This window comes from Kitasatospora sp. GAS204B (assembly GCF_029892155.1).
Classification (GTDB): Bacteria; Actinomycetota; Actinomycetes; order Streptomycetales; family Streptomycetaceae; genus Kitasatospora.
This window is the reverse complement of the sequence record NZ_JARZAG010000018.1, coordinates 75,857-87,907: the sequence shown is the minus strand read 5'-3', so window position 1 is coordinate 87,907 and position 12,051 is coordinate 75,857. Positions and strand designations below refer to the sequence as shown.

At 72.2% G+C, this 12,051-nt stretch carries 16 protein-coding genes; 5 read left to right on the top strand and 11 right to left on the bottom strand.

Annotated elements, in window-relative coordinates; genetic code table 11:
• Positions 1–273 precede the first annotated feature (273 nt).
• The 6 genes from dpgD to P3T41_RS23730 all read right to left on the bottom strand — a co-directional run bounded on the left by dpgD (position 274) and on the right by P3T41_RS23730 (position 5,659).
• The gene (gene dpgD, locus P3T41_RS23750) at positions 274–1,083 is read right to left on the bottom strand and encodes an enoyl-CoA-hydratase DpgD (RefSeq protein ID WP_280692058.1); all 810 of its coding nucleotides are present in this window, start codon (positions 1,081–1,083) and stop codon (positions 274–276) included.
• 93 nt (positions 1,084–1,176) lie between these two features.
• Complete coding sequence (dpgC, locus tag P3T41_RS23745) at positions 1,177–2,547, bottom strand: (3,5-dihydroxyphenyl)acetyl-CoA 1,2-dioxygenase DpgC (protein ID WP_280692056.1); 1,371 nt, start codon at positions 2,545–2,547, stop codon at positions 1,177–1,179.
• A complete protein-coding gene (gene dpgB / locus P3T41_RS23740; protein ID WP_348533689.1) occupies positions 2,544–3,260 on the bottom strand; it encodes an enoyl-CoA-hydratase DpgB in 717 nt (238 codons plus the stop codon). The genes dpgC and dpgB overlap by 4 nt, the downstream gene beginning before the upstream one ends.
• Positions 3,257–4,342 carry a 3,5-dihydroxyphenylacetyl-CoA synthase DpgA gene (gene dpgA, locus P3T41_RS23735; RefSeq protein WP_280692054.1) on the bottom strand — a complete coding sequence of 362 codons (1,086 nt, stop codon included), beginning with the start codon at positions 4,340–4,342 and terminating at the stop codon, positions 3,257–3,259. The genes dpgB and dpgA overlap by 4 nt, the downstream gene beginning before the upstream one ends.
• Before the next feature lie 93 nt (positions 4,343–4,435).
• Positions 4,436–4,612 (bottom strand): hypothetical protein, encoded by a 177-nt coding sequence (locus P3T41_RS36960; RefSeq protein ID WP_348533688.1) that lies wholly within the window; start codon positions 4,610–4,612, stop codon positions 4,436–4,438.
• Between the two features lie 60 nt (positions 4,613–4,672).
• Positions 4,673–5,659 (bottom strand): PLP-dependent aminotransferase family protein, encoded by a 987-nt coding sequence (locus P3T41_RS23730; RefSeq protein WP_348533687.1) that lies wholly within the window; start codon positions 5,657–5,659, stop codon positions 4,673–4,675.
• A gap of 513 nt (positions 5,660–6,172) precedes the next feature.
• Here P3T41_RS23730 and P3T41_RS23725 point away from each other — a divergent pair.
• The 3 genes from P3T41_RS23725 (at position 6,173) to P3T41_RS23715 (ending at position 8,437) form a co-directional block, all read left to right on the top strand.
• Positions 6,173–6,379, top strand: coding sequence for an MbtH family protein (locus tag P3T41_RS23725; protein WP_280692052.1), 207 nt, complete (start codon positions 6,173–6,175; stop codon positions 6,377–6,379).
• Between the two features lie 128 nt (positions 6,380–6,507).
• Positions 6,508–7,842 (top strand): cysteate synthase, encoded by a 1,335-nt coding sequence (locus P3T41_RS23720; protein WP_280692050.1) that lies wholly within the window; start codon positions 6,508–6,510, stop codon positions 7,840–7,842.
• A gap of 49 nt (positions 7,843–7,891) precedes the next feature.
• Positions 7,892–8,437: a cysteine dioxygenase family protein gene (locus P3T41_RS23715; protein WP_280692048.1), complete on the top strand. Its 546-nt coding sequence runs from the start codon at positions 7,892–7,894 to the stop codon at positions 8,435–8,437.
• Positions 8,438–8,452: 15 nt separating this feature from the next.
• On the opposite strand, the gene P3T41_RS23710 is transcribed toward P3T41_RS23715, so the two are convergent.
• Positions 8,453–8,671 carry a hypothetical protein gene (locus tag P3T41_RS23710; protein ID WP_280692047.1) on the bottom strand — a complete coding sequence of 73 codons (219 nt, stop codon included), beginning with the start codon at positions 8,669–8,671 and terminating at the stop codon, positions 8,453–8,455.
• Between the two features lie 167 nt (positions 8,672–8,838).
• Here P3T41_RS23710 and P3T41_RS23705 point away from each other — a divergent pair, with 167 nt between their 5' ends.
• Both P3T41_RS23705 and P3T41_RS23700 read left to right on the top strand, forming a co-directional pair.
• A complete protein-coding gene (locus tag P3T41_RS23705; RefSeq protein ID WP_280692046.1) occupies positions 8,839–9,402 on the top strand; it encodes a GNAT family N-acetyltransferase in 564 nt (187 codons plus the stop codon).
• Positions 9,395–9,610: a DUF6011 domain-containing protein gene (locus tag P3T41_RS23700; protein WP_280692045.1), complete on the top strand. Its 216-nt coding sequence runs from the start codon at positions 9,395–9,397 to the stop codon at positions 9,608–9,610. The genes P3T41_RS23705 and P3T41_RS23700 overlap by 8 nt, the downstream gene beginning before the upstream one ends.
• Before the next feature lie 41 nt (positions 9,611–9,651).
• On the opposite strand, the gene P3T41_RS23695 is transcribed toward P3T41_RS23700, so the two are convergent.
• The 4 genes from P3T41_RS23695 to P3T41_RS23680 form a co-directional block, all read right to left on the bottom strand.
• Complete coding sequence (locus P3T41_RS23695) at positions 9,652–10,026, bottom strand: hypothetical protein (RefSeq protein ID WP_280692043.1); 375 nt, start codon at positions 10,024–10,026, stop codon at positions 9,652–9,654.
• Positions 10,027–10,113: 87 nt separating this feature from the next.
• Positions 10,114–10,539: a roadblock/LC7 domain-containing protein gene (locus P3T41_RS23690; protein WP_348533686.1), complete on the bottom strand. Its 426-nt coding sequence runs from the start codon at positions 10,537–10,539 to the stop codon at positions 10,114–10,116.
• A 43-nt stretch (positions 10,540–10,582) separates the two neighbouring features.
• Entirely contained in the window at positions 10,583–11,470 is an 888-nt protein-coding gene (locus P3T41_RS23685) for a transcriptional regulator (RefSeq protein ID WP_280692039.1), read from the bottom strand.
• Positions 11,470–11,853, bottom strand: a complete 384-nt coding sequence (locus tag P3T41_RS23680) for a hypothetical protein (RefSeq protein WP_280692037.1) — start codon at positions 11,851–11,853, stop codon at positions 11,470–11,472. The genes P3T41_RS23685 and P3T41_RS23680 overlap by 1 nt, the downstream gene beginning before the upstream one ends.
• Positions 11,854–12,051: the final 198 nt, after the last annotated feature.

Sequence of the window (12,051 nt, the reverse complement as noted above, 5' to 3'; positions counted from 1 at the left end):
CTTCGGTGCTCCGGTTCGTCTAGCAGTGGCCGTGCGACGGGCAGCGGCAACGGGCAGTGGCAAAGAGGGAGCCACCCTCGGCCGGGCAGGCTCCGCGGGTGGTCTCTTCGGGTGGGGGTGGATCCGGCGGGTAGGCGGATCAGGGTGGGGCGTCGATCCGGTGGATCTGCGGATCTTGCTCCAGCGTCACGGTGCCTGAGGCAGAGTCATGTCGAGAGCCCGTTCGGTGAATCAGAGTCAAACTCTGGAACAACTTGCCAGGTTGCCTGACGGTCAGCGGGCTCTCCACTGCGGCGTCCGCTTCTCGACGAAGGCGAGCGGCCCTTCCTCGGCATCCTCGCTGTGCATCCGCCGCTCCTCCCACGGGAAGCGGGTCCGGAACGCCTGCTCCAGGGGCATGGTTGCCGCGGCCGCCGCGGCCTGTTTGATCGCGCGCACCGACAGCGGGGCGCAGCGCAGGATGTCCGCGACCCAGGCGTCCACGCAGGCGTCCAACTCCTCGGCCGGCACCACCTCGTTGACCAGGCCGAGTTCGTAGGCGCGGGCGGCGGTCATCGGGCGGCCGCTGATCAGGTGGCCGAGGGCGATCCGGTGCGGTGCCTGCCGGGTGAGCCGGAAGACGCCGCCGGCGCCGGCCATCAGGCCGAGCTTGGCCTCGGGCAGCGCGAAGGTGGCGCGGTCGGCGGTGACGATCACGTCGCAGGCCAGCGCCAGTTCGAAGCCACCGCCGAAGGCATGGCCGTTGACCCGGGCGATCACCGGCTTGGCCAGCTCGAAGCGCTCGGTGAGCCGGGGCCAGCCGGGCTTGCCGCGGCTGCCGAAGGTGGCCGGGGTGTTGGTGCCCTGGGCGATCCGGGCGGCGAGCTCCTTGAGGTCCTGGCCGGCCGAGAAGGCGCGGTCACCGGCACCGGTGAGGACGGCCAGCCACACCTCGTCGTCCGCCTCGAAGTCGTCCCAGACGCACGCCAGTTCCTCGTGCATCCGCAGGTCCATGGCGTTCAGGCACTCGGGCCGCGCCAGCGTCACATGGGCGACGCGGTCGCGCTTCTCGTAGCGGACGCGGGTGAGGTCTGCCAGGTCCATCGGCTCTCCGGCTCTTCTGGTGGATGGTGCGGCGCTGGTCCGGTCCGGCCGATCCTGCCCGACAGGATCGGCCGGCCGGGACCCGGCGCGCGGTCAGGTGTGGGCGGCAGCGGCGGCCGCCGAGAAGCGGCCGACCTTGCCGATCACGTCCTGGCTGTAGAGGCGCAGCGCCTGCTGCACGGCGAACTCCGCCATGTACTGCCGGAAATGCTCCGGCGGCTCCTCGGCGAGGTTGAGCATCCGGCGGTTGGTGACCACCGCCGGGCTGTCGAGGCGCTCCAGCGACTCGGCCACCGCCCGGTCCATCCGGTCCGGTTCGACGACCTCGTCGAGCAGCAGACCGGCGTCGGGTTCGGTGGCGTGGATCCGGCGGCCCCAGAGCACCACCTGACGGGAGACGCGGCCGCCGGCCAGCCGGCCGAGCCGTAGGTTGCCCGCGCCGGGCACGATGCCCTCCTGGGCCGCGGGCAGGCTGACGTAGGAGTCGGCCGCGGCGAGCACCCGGTCGAAGACCATCAGCAGCTGGGCGCCGCCGCCGATCGCGAAGCTGTCGACGGCCGCCACCCAGGGCTTCTCGATCACGGGGGTGTGCCAGGAGCCAGCGTGCTCGACCCGCAGACCGCGGAAGAGCTTGTTGATGTAGCCGAGTTCGCGGCGCAGCAGGAAGTCGACCAGGGAGATCTGGCCGGTGTGCAGGCTCTTGAGGTTGATGCCCGCGCTGAAGACGCGTCGGCCGCGGTAGCGGGAGTGGGTCATCTCGCCGCCGCGCAGCAGGCCGACCCGCACCTGCGGATCGAGCAGCGCGAGGTCGACGGCGGTCTCCATGTCCTCGACCTGGCGGTTGTCCTCGGCGTTGAGGCAGTCGGTGCGGCACATGGTCAGGTGGGCCGCGCCGCCGCGCCGCTCCAGTCGCACCGAGCCGAGGTCGAGCTCGCCGGTGCGGCGGAAGTCGGGCAGCAGGTGGAGGGCGCGGGCGGTGGGCAGAGCCATCGCGTCGATCAGGTGGCGGCCCGAGGCGGGGGAGCGGAGCACCTCGCGCAGGAAGATGCCCTGGTCGATTTCCAGGCCCTCCTTCGCGGCCTGCGGCCTGGCCTGTTCGGCCGCCATCGCCTCGGCACCCGGCAGCAGCCCGGGCCAGCCGGCGGCGGCGCCCGCGACGAGTTCGGGCAGCCGCAGGTCGAGGGTGTGACCGTCGGTCAGGTGCTGGTAGACGGCCTCGCCGTGCAGCCGCATGAAGTGGCTGCGCACGGTGCGGGCGGCGTTCTTCGCGTCGGTGGCGAGCGCCTGCTGCTCGGAGGTGCGGCCGGCCGGCTCGGGCAGCGTGGCCAGCAGCGTGTCGGCCCGGTCGGCGGCATCGGCCAGGGTGCGCCGGGCCGTGGTCAGGTCGCTGCCGATCGCCGGCGGGGTGAGGGCGGCGTGGATCGGCAGTGCGGTCGGGTCGGCGTCGATCATCGGCGCGGTCATGAGGCCACCCCGGTGGCCGTCCGGCGCAGCAGCCGCTCGCAGGCGGCCAGGTGGCGGCCGAGGGCCTCTTCGAAGCTGGTGGTGGCGGCATCGTGCATCAGCTGCCGGCGGATGCCGAGCCCGGCCCCGGCCGCGGTGGTGAGGCTGTCGACGGTGGCGGCGAGGGCGGCTGACGGGTCGTCGGCGAGCTGGTCCAGCAGGTGCAGGGCCAGCGCCCGCTCGGCCGGTATCGCGGTGCCGAACAGGACGCTGCGACGGGCCGGGGCGACGCCGGCCTGGTGGACGAGGCGGTAGAGGGCCATGCCGGGCCAGACGCCGTCCGCACCGGCCGGCAGCAGGCGGGTCGCCGGGTCGGCGATCCGGTGGTCGGTGGCCAGCAGGGCCTCCAGCGCCGTGCCGCCGCAGTCGCCGGTGGCCAGCGCGATGGTGGGCAGGTCGAGGCGCTCCAGGCGGCGCAGCGCCCGCTCCCACTTGTTGACCAGCGCCAGCGCCGGCGGCTCGGTGGGCCCGGTCGCGGGCACGCCGCCGACCCGCAGGACGAGCGCGGTGCCCAGGACACCGTCCTCGGCCTGGGAGCAGAGCGCGTTCAGGGCCTGCACGGTCTCGGCGGACAGCGGCTGGGCGCCGTCGATGAGCAGCGGCTGGAGGGTGTGGTTCATGGTGGCGTGGCCTTCGTGCTCGGTGCGGACTGGCTGCTCGGTGCGGGTGGTCACCAACGGACCAGCGCGGTCTCGATGGTGGATCCCGGACCCATGGTCATCAGCACGCAGTGGTCCCCCGGCTGCGCCGCCCGCTCCTCCAGCAGCCGCTGGTAGGAGAAGAGGAACGAGCCGCTGGAGAGGTTGCCGAAGTCCCGCAGCACGCTGGTGGTGTGGCGCACGTCGTGCCGGGTCAGGCCGAGGTTGACGCCGACGGCGTCGATGACCTTCTTGCCGCCGGAGTGCACCAGCCACTGGCTGATGTCGCTGCGGCGCAGCCCGGTACCCGCGAGCAGGCGGTCGACGACGAGTTCGGCGTGCGCGCCGACCACGTAGGGTACGTGCGGGTCGAGGAAGAAGCTGAACCGGTCCTGGCCGCCGTCCCAGTCGTAGCGCATCGCGTCGATGGCGTCGGTGATGATGTAGCTGGCGAACTTCAGCAGGCGCGGTCCCTTCGCCTGGGGCAGCGGCAGTTCGGGCTCGCCGGCGAGCAGCGCGACGGCGGCGGCACCGTCGCCGAAGAGACTGTTGACCACTGAGGTGCGCATGGTGCCGTCGAAGACGTAGGCGGCGGAGCAGGCTTCGGCGCAGACCATGACGGCCAGCCGGCCGGGGTTGGCGCGTGCCCAGCCGTTGACGGCGTTGAGCGCGTTGAGCCCCGCGTTGCAGCCCATGCCGACCACGTCGAGTCGGCTGGTGTGCGGGTCGATGCCCAACTCGCGGATGATCAGGGCGCTCAGGCCCGGGGTGAGGAACCCGGTGGTGGTGACGCAGCAGAGGTAGCCGATGTCGGACAGGTCCGCGCCGGTCTCCTTGAGGCAGTCCTGGACGGCGCGCACCCCCATGTCGACGGCCTGGGCCTTGTGCTTGGCGAGCAGCTCGCCCTGCACCTCCAGGACCCGGGTGCCGTCGGGGCCCTCGGGCGGCAGGGTCAGGAATCGGCGCTCGATCGCGCTGTTGAGGAAGATCGAGCGCACTCGCGGGTCCTGGACCTCGAAGATGTCCAGGATTTCCTGCTGGGAATAGGAATTCTCCGGAACGGCGGTGCCGACTCCGACGATCCGGGCCGTGGCGGTGGTCGTTGTGAGCGTGGTCATCGGTAGGTCCACCCCCAACTTCGCGGTTTGCTCCTCAGGAGCGGCGTATAAGTGTCCATCGACTTCGCGGCCTCCGTGTCTTCTTCTTGTCCATCAGGTGCGCGACCGATAACGGATGAAGTCCGCCAGCCGGTTCAATCCTTCTTCGATCTCCTCCGGTCGCAGATGACTGAAGGAGAGCCGCATGACATCGCGTGCTTGTGCGTCGGCGTAGAAGTGGTGCACCGGCGTCCACAGCACCCGGAACTTCTCGGCGCTGAGCTCGAGCAACTCGTCGCCGACCGGGAACGGGACGGTCAGCAGCAGGAAGAACCCGCCGGCGGGCGTGTTCTAGGAGACGCCCGGAGTGTCGCCGAAACGCGCTTCCAGACCGGCCAGTACCCGCTCGAGGTTGCTCCGGTAGTGCTCGATCTCGCGGGTGTTGGCGGCCCGCAGGCTGCACCCGTGGGCCAGCAGCTTGCCGCCGATGACCGCCTGCGCGATCGGCGAGGTGTTGACCGTCAGCATGCTCTTGATCTTGGCCAGCTGGTCGGCCAGCGGGCCGTCCGTCCCGGGCACCAGCTGGTCGGCCAGCACGTAGCCGACCCGGGCGCCGGGCAGGCCGGTCTTGGCGAACGAGCCCAGGTAGACGACCCGGGCGGCGTCGTCCAGGGACTTGATGGTCGGGGGACCGGCGGCCGCCGGGTCGCCGAACAGGCCGTACGGGTTGTCCTCCAGGAGGAGGATGTCCTGCTCGGCGGCGATGCGCAGCAGCCGCCGCCGTACGTCGAGGCTCAGCCTGATCCCGCTCGGGTTGGCGAAGTCGGGGATCACGTAGCAGGCCCGGGGGTTGAGGCCGGCCGCACGGGCGCGCGCCAGCTGGGCCACCAGGTCGTCCAGGTCGATGCCCTCGGACGACTCCCGGACCGGCAGCACCGGCATGTCCACCAGGCTGGCGGCGCCGTGCACCCCGACGTAGCTGGGCGTCACGGCGAGCACCGCGTCCCGGTCGCTGCGGCGCAGCGCGCGCAGCGTCAGGAAGAGCGCCTCCTGGCAGCCGACCGTGACGACCAGGGCCTGCGGGTCCGCGGTGATGCCCTCGTCCACCCGCAGGTGTTCGGCGATCAGCTCGTGGATGATGCCCTTGGTGCGCCCGTACTGCAGCAGCGTGCGGCGCACCGCGTCCTGGTCACCGCCCAGGCGGGTGGTGAGGTGCCGGCGATAGGTGTCGAAGTACCGGTGCACGTCGTCCAGATCGAAGAAACCCTCGAACGGACGCCCGGCGGCCAGGGATATGGCATCCGGGAACCGGTGCGCGATCTCGTTGAGGAAGTTCATCGATTCGCTGACCGGCGATGCCAGCGAATCGTGAAGACCTGACAGTTCTAGTTCCGCAAGCGCGTTTTGGGCGGGTGGGCCGTTCAGCACGGTTGTCCTTCTTGGCTGTTCGTGGTCAACGCTGCCTTGACGAGGTCAGGCACGCTGTCGCGCTTGGTACTTCGCCGGCTGCAGGCTAACCACAGTTGTCAGCCGATGACAACTGACGTCGGCTCAAAGTCGGTCGGCCCCTAATACGGCAGGACTATGAGTGGTGAATTCATCTCGCGTTTACGTGATCGCGATCTTCCGTTACATCCTGCCCCGCAGGCTCTGACTCGCGAGTGCACCCCACCACGCCGGGCCGTTCCGCCCCGGTCGGGGCCGGCCGAGCGCCAACTCAGCTGCCCCGCAGACGAATCCGACTGCGCGTGGCCCGCCCGATCCCGGCCCGGGGTTTCCAACTGAGCACGACCGGCCGACTGCTGACCGCTGTTCAGTACTCTCCGGCTGCTCCGATGAGAGGACACGTCGATGACGAACCCGTTCGAGGACACCGAGGGCACCTTCCTGGTCCTGGTGAACGACGAGGGCCAGTACTCCCTCTGGCCCGCCTTCGCCGAGGTGCCCGTGGGCTGGGCCCTCTCGCACGGCCCGGCCGACCGCCAGGACTGCCTGGACCACGTGGTGGCGCAGTGGACCGACATGCGGCCCGCCAGTCTCGTGCGGGCGACGGCCTGAGCATCGCCGTCCGCGTGCGGCGGGCCCGTTCGGGCCGGCCGCGCGCACCACGGCCCGGCCCGACCCGCGGCCGGATCCGCACGGCGCGATCCCCGACGCACCGACCACACCGAGAGTGAACCAGCCCCATGCACGGTGATTCGACCGACGCGTCCCACTACCGCCTCGTGTGCTCCGTCTGCGGGCACCGGCGGGTCGACGACGGCCTGACGCTCGGCTGCTCCGGCCCGCACGGGCCCGGGCTGTGGCAGACCGACTACCAGGCCACCGAGTTGACGCCGGACCAGGCCCAGAGCGGGGTCTTCCGGTACCGCGACTGGCTGCCGGTCCGCCGCACCCTGGCCGACACCGGCCGCACCGCCGTCTACCGCAGCGAGCGGCTGGCCGCCTCGCTCGGGCTGAGCGAGCTGTGGATCGCCTTCAACGGCTACTGGCCCGAGCGCGGCGGCGACCTGATGACGGGGACCTTCAAGGAACTCGAAGCCGCCACCGTGCTCGGCCGCATCCCCGAGGAGGCCGGCACGCTGGTGGTCACCTCCGCGGGCAACACCGCCGCCGCCTTCGCCGAACTCTGCGCGCGCCAGCAGGTCCCGGTCGTCATCATCGTGCCGTCCTCCGCCCTGCCCCGGCTGCGCACCCGCACGCCCGGCTCCGAGCTGGTGCGCGTCATCGCGGTCGACGGCGCGGACTACGCCGACGCCATCGCGCTGGGCGACGCGCTCGCCAGGCTGCCCGGCTTCACGCCCGAGGGCGGCACCAAGAACGTCGGCCGGCGGGACGGCCTGGCCACCGTGCTGCTCGCCGCCGTGGAGGCGATGGGCACGCTGCCCACGTACTACGTCCAGGCCATCGGCAGCGGCGCCGGAGCGATCGCCGCGCACGAGGCGGCGCTGCGGTTGCGATGTTGCCGGCCCGGACCGCTGCCGCAGCTGCTGCTGGCGCAGAACGACGCGTACGCCCCGGTCCACCAGGCCTGGCAGACCGGCGAACGACTCTGGGAGAGCGGCTCCGAGCAGGACCAACGGCTCGCCACCGAGCGGGCGTTCGCCCCGGAACTGACCAACCGTCGACCGCCCTACGACGTGCGCGGCGGCCTGTACGACGCGCTGACCCAGAGCTCGGGTCAGGTCTTCACCGCAAGCGCCCAGGCGGCCCTGGCGGCGATGGACACCTTCCGCGAACTGGAGGGGATCGACATCGAGCCGGCCGCCGGCGTCGCGCTAGCCGCGCTGCGCGAGGCCGTGCTGGCCGGGCGGATCGACACCGAAGCGCCCGTGCTGCTGAACATCACCGGGGGCGGGCGGGCCCGGCTGGCCCGGGACCACGTACTGACCGCGCATCAGCCCGACCTGGTGGTGCCGCGCTCGGCCGTCCACGACCCCGCGAGCATCGCCGAGCTCGCGGCCCGGGTCGCGGCGCCGCGGCTGACGGCCGTGCCGGCCCTGACGGCTTTGACGGTCTGACGTCGGATCAGTTCGCGATCAGTTCAGGACGAAGAGAGCACTCACTTTCATGACCACCCTCATGACCGCGGTCCTGACCGAGCTCACGGCCGCCATCCGCACCGAGCTGGGCGCCGCCTCGAACGCCGAGGAGCGCGCCCAGCGGGTCGCCGCCGCGCTGGCCCCCTTTCTGCGCCACGCCGACCTGCTGCCGTCCGCCCAGCTGGAGCCCGATCCGCTCCGCTACCGCCAGCACCTGCTGCACGCCGAACCGGACGGCTCCTTCTCGGTGGTCGCCCTGGTCTGGCTGCCCGGCCAGACGACCAGCGTCCACGACCACACCTCCTGGTGCGTGGTCGGCACCTACCTGGGAGCCGAGGAAGAGACCGTCTACCGCCTGGCGGTGGAGGCCGACCGCACCGTCCTGGTCCCGGTCGGCACCACGGTCCACCCCGCCGGCGCCGTCACCTACGTCACCCCACCCGGCGACATCCACCGGGTCCGCAACGCCACGACCGAGAAGACCGTCTCCATCCACGTCTACGGCGTCGACGTCAGCCTCAGCGGTACCAGCATCCGTCGGACCTACGACCAGCCGGTGCTGACCGCCGGCTGACCGACGGGCCGTGGCTCAGTGACCGAGCACGCCCGCGAAGTCGGTGCCCAGGTTCGCGACCTTGGTCAGGTCGCCCAGGTCGGTGATCCCGCCGACCGGAATGCTGTAGGTGTGCTCCTGCTTCGAGGGGGCCGGGTAGGCCGGGTTACCGGCCGCCCAGGCGGAGGCGGCGCCCGCCAGGCCGGCCGCGGCGAGCAGGGCGCCGGTGACGGTGAATCGGATCGCGGTACGCATCTGGTCCTCCGGGGGTGGGGTGTGGCCGGCCTGCTCAACGGCCGGCGAGCCGCAGGGTCACGCCCGGCCGGGCGTTTCACCGGGTCGGACCAGTGGTCGGGTCGGTGGGAGCCCTGAGCTCCTGAATTCGGTGGCCGCCACGGAGTCGACGCGGCAGGGTGGGCCGGGTGGATCTCGTGGATGTCGAACTCGTCGCCGTCGCCGCCGAGGAGAAGCCGGTGCTGGCGAATCTGCTGCAGCTGTACCTGCACGACTACTCCGAGCCAGAACCCCGGGAGCTGTCCGCAGCCGGCACCTTCGACTTCCCCTGGCTGGACAGCTACTTCACCGGCGCGGACCGCGAGGCGTACCTGATCCGCGTCGGCGGCCACCCGGCCGGGTTCGCGCTGCCGCGGTGCGACGTTGCGGGGGACGAGGGGGCCTGGAACGTCAGCGAGTTCTTCGTCGGTCGGGCGCACCGCAACAGCGGCGTGGCCAGAGCCGCGGCCCGCCTGCTGTTCCAACAGCACCCGGGGCCGTGGACGTTCGCCTGTCTCCAGCACAACGCGCCGATGGCCCGCCTGGCGTCGGTGCTGGCCGCCTCGGTGGCCACTGGGCCGGTGCGGCGGTCGAGCAGCTTGCACGGGCGGTCGCGGCGCCCAAGTACCGCTTGCGCTTCGAGGTGTCCGCCGGGCAGGCGGCTGCGGTCGGCGGCTGCGGTCAGTGGCGCGATACGCTGCGCCGATGCCTGAGGAACTGGTGGAGCCGGAGCGCGCCGAGCCGCTGTTGCCCGGCCTGGCGGCGGAGGAGCGGCTGGCTGCGCGGGTGACCTGTCGCGAGTGTGGGCGGTTGCTGCACGATCCCGAGTCGCGGATGCTCCGGCTGGGCCCGGGCTGCCGCCACAGCGCCGAGCCGGTGCGGCAGCACGTGGTGGAGCAGGACGCGCTGCCCGGCCTGTGAGCCGGGGCAGCGCGTCGTATGAGTCCTGAGGTGACGGTGCGTCAGACCTCCAGCTCGGCCTCGATCTTGGCCAGCTGATGCCGTGCCATCGCGAGGTTGGCGCGGCGCTTGTCGAGCGCGAGGTAGAGGAAGAGGCCCTTGCCGCTGCGGCTGGTCAGCGGCCGGATCAGGTGGTACTGGCTGCTGAGCGAGATCAGGATGTCCTCGATCGAGTCGTTCAGCCCCAGCATCTCCATGGTGCGGAACTTGGCCCGCACCACATCGGTGTTGCCGGCGGCCGCCACCGTCAGGTCCAGGCCGCCGCCGCCGTCCAGGGTGCCGAGGGCCATCCCGCTGCCGTAGTCGACCAGCGCGGCGCCGATGGCGCCCTCGATGGAAGCGATTGCCTGGCGCAGCGAGTTGTCGGCGTCTGCCATGGTGATCTCCTGAAGGTGTGGTGAGTTGGTCATCGGGTGAATGGGGTGAGTGGTCTAGCTGGACAACGGTGAGCAGGGGAGGTCGGTCTAGCCGGCGGAGGGCTGCTGGTCCCCGCCGCGCAGCACCTCGCCCAGCCGCTGGGCCGATCGGCGCGCCTCCAGGTGCAGGCGGCCGATGCTCACATCGGGGTGCGAGAGCAGGGTCAGGACGCAGCTCGGACCCGCCGCGTAGGTCGCGATGTAGCCGTGCTCGCCACGGAACAGCGACTCGCGGAACCCGCCCTGGCCGGTGGCGTCGGAGAGCCGCTGGGCCACCCCGAGCGCGGTCGCGGTCAGCGCGGCCAGCCCTTCGGGGTCGGTGCCGTGGGTGTCGTGGGCGAGCAGCAGGCCGTTCACGCCGGCCACCAGGCCGCCTGCCAGGTGCGGCACGCGCAGGCGCAGCACGCGCAGCTCGGCGAGCAAGGTGCTCTCCAGCAGCGCGAGTTGGTGCCGGTCGGGCCGCGGCTTCAGCATCCGCCTCATGACCGGGTGTCCGGGACAGCGGGCGGGGCGAGGATCACAGTCGGGCCTCCAGTGCGGTGCGGACGCGGATCAGCAGGGCGATGTCCGGTTCGGTGGGTGCGGGGTGGGGCGGTGGGTCGGGCGCTCTGCCGCGGCGCAGGGTGGCACCCGGGACCCGGCGGGCCATCGCGTCGGCCGGGATCGGGTGGGTCGGCGCGTCGGGCGGCGTCGCGATCAGGCCAGCCGCCGCCAGGCGCCGGACCTCGACGATCGTGGCGTAGGTCGAGCGTCCGAGCAGTCGGGCCAGCTCGACGGGCGTGCGCCGGCCGTCGGCGAGGCCGAGCAGCTCGCGCCGTCGCGGGCTGGGGGAGAGGCCGCGGGCCGCGGTTCCGTCCTGGTCCGTGGTCACCGTGTGGCGGACCGGCGCGGTGTCCACCTGGGGCCACGGCCAGATCCGCTCCAGCAGGTCCCGGCGCCGGACCGCCTCGCGCCGCAGCAGTCGCGGGTCCACCCCGCTGACCGGGCCGAGCCAGTGCCGGACGCCGGGTTCGAAGCGGGTGGCCAGGGAGAACGCACCGAGGGCGAAGTACCCGGCGTCGTAGAGGGTGGCGAGGTGGCAGACCTCCAACTCGCCCCGGGTCAGGGCGCCCTGGGCCACCAGCATGCGGCCCACCAGGCAGTGCTCGGCGAACTGGTCCAGGGTGTGCTGCCAGTAGTCCGGTGTGACCCGGCCGCAGCGGGTCAGCAGGGAGCCGAGGTCGAGGGAGTGCGGGCTGTCCGCGTGGACGACGGCGCCGTGGTCCAGGTAGAGGGTGCCGGTCTCGGTGTGCAGGGCCCCGGTGGCCTGCAAGTCGGCCAGTTGCTCGACGGCCGGACCGGGCGGCTGCCGGCGGCGGGGTGCGGCCGCGCTCACGCCCTCGGCTCCGCTGGATCGAGGTGCCATCAGCCGAGCACCAGTTCCTCCGCGAGTGCCTGCAGCCGCATCCGGGCGCCGGCCAGGTTGGCGTCCTCGCGGTCGAGCCAGAGGTGCAGCAGCAGCCGGCTGTCGAAGACCGTGCCGATCAGCCGGAACAGGTGGTAGCTGCGCTCGGTGGTGAGGATCAGGTCCTGCAGCGGAAGCCGCGGGTCGCTCGGCTCGGCGAAGCTGAGGCTCTCGGCGGCCAGCCTGATCAGGTCGGTGGCCTCGGCGGCGGTCGCCTCGTGGTCGTCGGCCGGGCTGTCTCCCGCCGTGCCCAGGGCCAGGCCGCTGCCCCAGTCGAGTAACCCCGCGCCGCGCGCGCCGGCGATCCGCATCGCCGCCGACAGGCAGTCCTCGATCCCGGGCACCTGGGCTCCTTCGGGCTGGTAGAAGTCGCGGGAGTATCAGAAGTCGGCGAACCGCGTCGCCCGGCGTCGGGCGTCGGGCGTCCGGCGTCGGGTGTCCGGCGTCCGTCGCCCGGCGGCTGGAGCGCGGGCGCGGTGGATCGCCACGACGCGTCGCCGATCTGCCACGGAAGGTTACTGAGTTCGGCATGCCGTATGACA

Excerpts from the sequence above, each read along its gene's own strand:
- dpgD (WP_280692058.1), bottom strand. The coding sequence starts at position 1,083 with ATGGACCTGGCAGACCTCACCCGCGTCCGCTACGAGAAGCGCGACCGC.
- dpgC (WP_280692056.1), bottom strand. The coding sequence starts at position 2,547 with ATGACCGCGCCGATGATCGACGCCGACCCGACCGCACTGCCGATCCAC.
- dpgA (WP_280692054.1), bottom strand. The coding sequence starts at position 4,342 with ATGACCACGCTCACAACGACCACCGCCACGGCCCGGATCGTCGGAGTC.
- P3T41_RS23730 (WP_348533687.1), bottom strand. The coding sequence starts at position 5,659 with ATGAACTTCCTCAACGAGATCGCGCACCGGTTCCCGGATGCCATATCC.
- P3T41_RS23725 (WP_280692052.1), top strand. The coding sequence starts at position 6,173 with ATGACGAACCCGTTCGAGGACACCGAGGGCACCTTCCTGGTCCTGGTG.
- P3T41_RS23720 (WP_280692050.1), top strand. The coding sequence starts at position 6,508 with ATGCACGGTGATTCGACCGACGCGTCCCACTACCGCCTCGTGTGCTCC.
- P3T41_RS23715 (WP_280692048.1), top strand. The coding sequence starts at position 7,892 with ATGACCACCCTCATGACCGCGGTCCTGACCGAGCTCACGGCCGCCATC.
- P3T41_RS23710 (WP_280692047.1), bottom strand. The coding sequence starts at position 8,671 with ATGCGTACCGCGATCCGATTCACCGTCACCGGCGCCCTGCTCGCCGCG.
- P3T41_RS23700 (WP_280692045.1), top strand. The coding sequence starts at position 9,395 with ATGCCTGAGGAACTGGTGGAGCCGGAGCGCGCCGAGCCGCTGTTGCCC.
- P3T41_RS23695 (WP_280692043.1), bottom strand. The coding sequence starts at position 10,026 with ATGGCAGACGCCGACAACTCGCTGCGCCAGGCAATCGCTTCCATCGAG.
- P3T41_RS23690 (WP_348533686.1), bottom strand. The coding sequence starts at position 10,539 with ATGCTGAAGCCGCGGCCCGACCGGCACCAACTCGCGCTGCTGGAGAGC.
- P3T41_RS23685 (WP_280692039.1), bottom strand. The coding sequence starts at position 11,470 with ATGGCACCTCGATCCAGCGGAGCCGAGGGCGTGAGCGCGGCCGCACCC.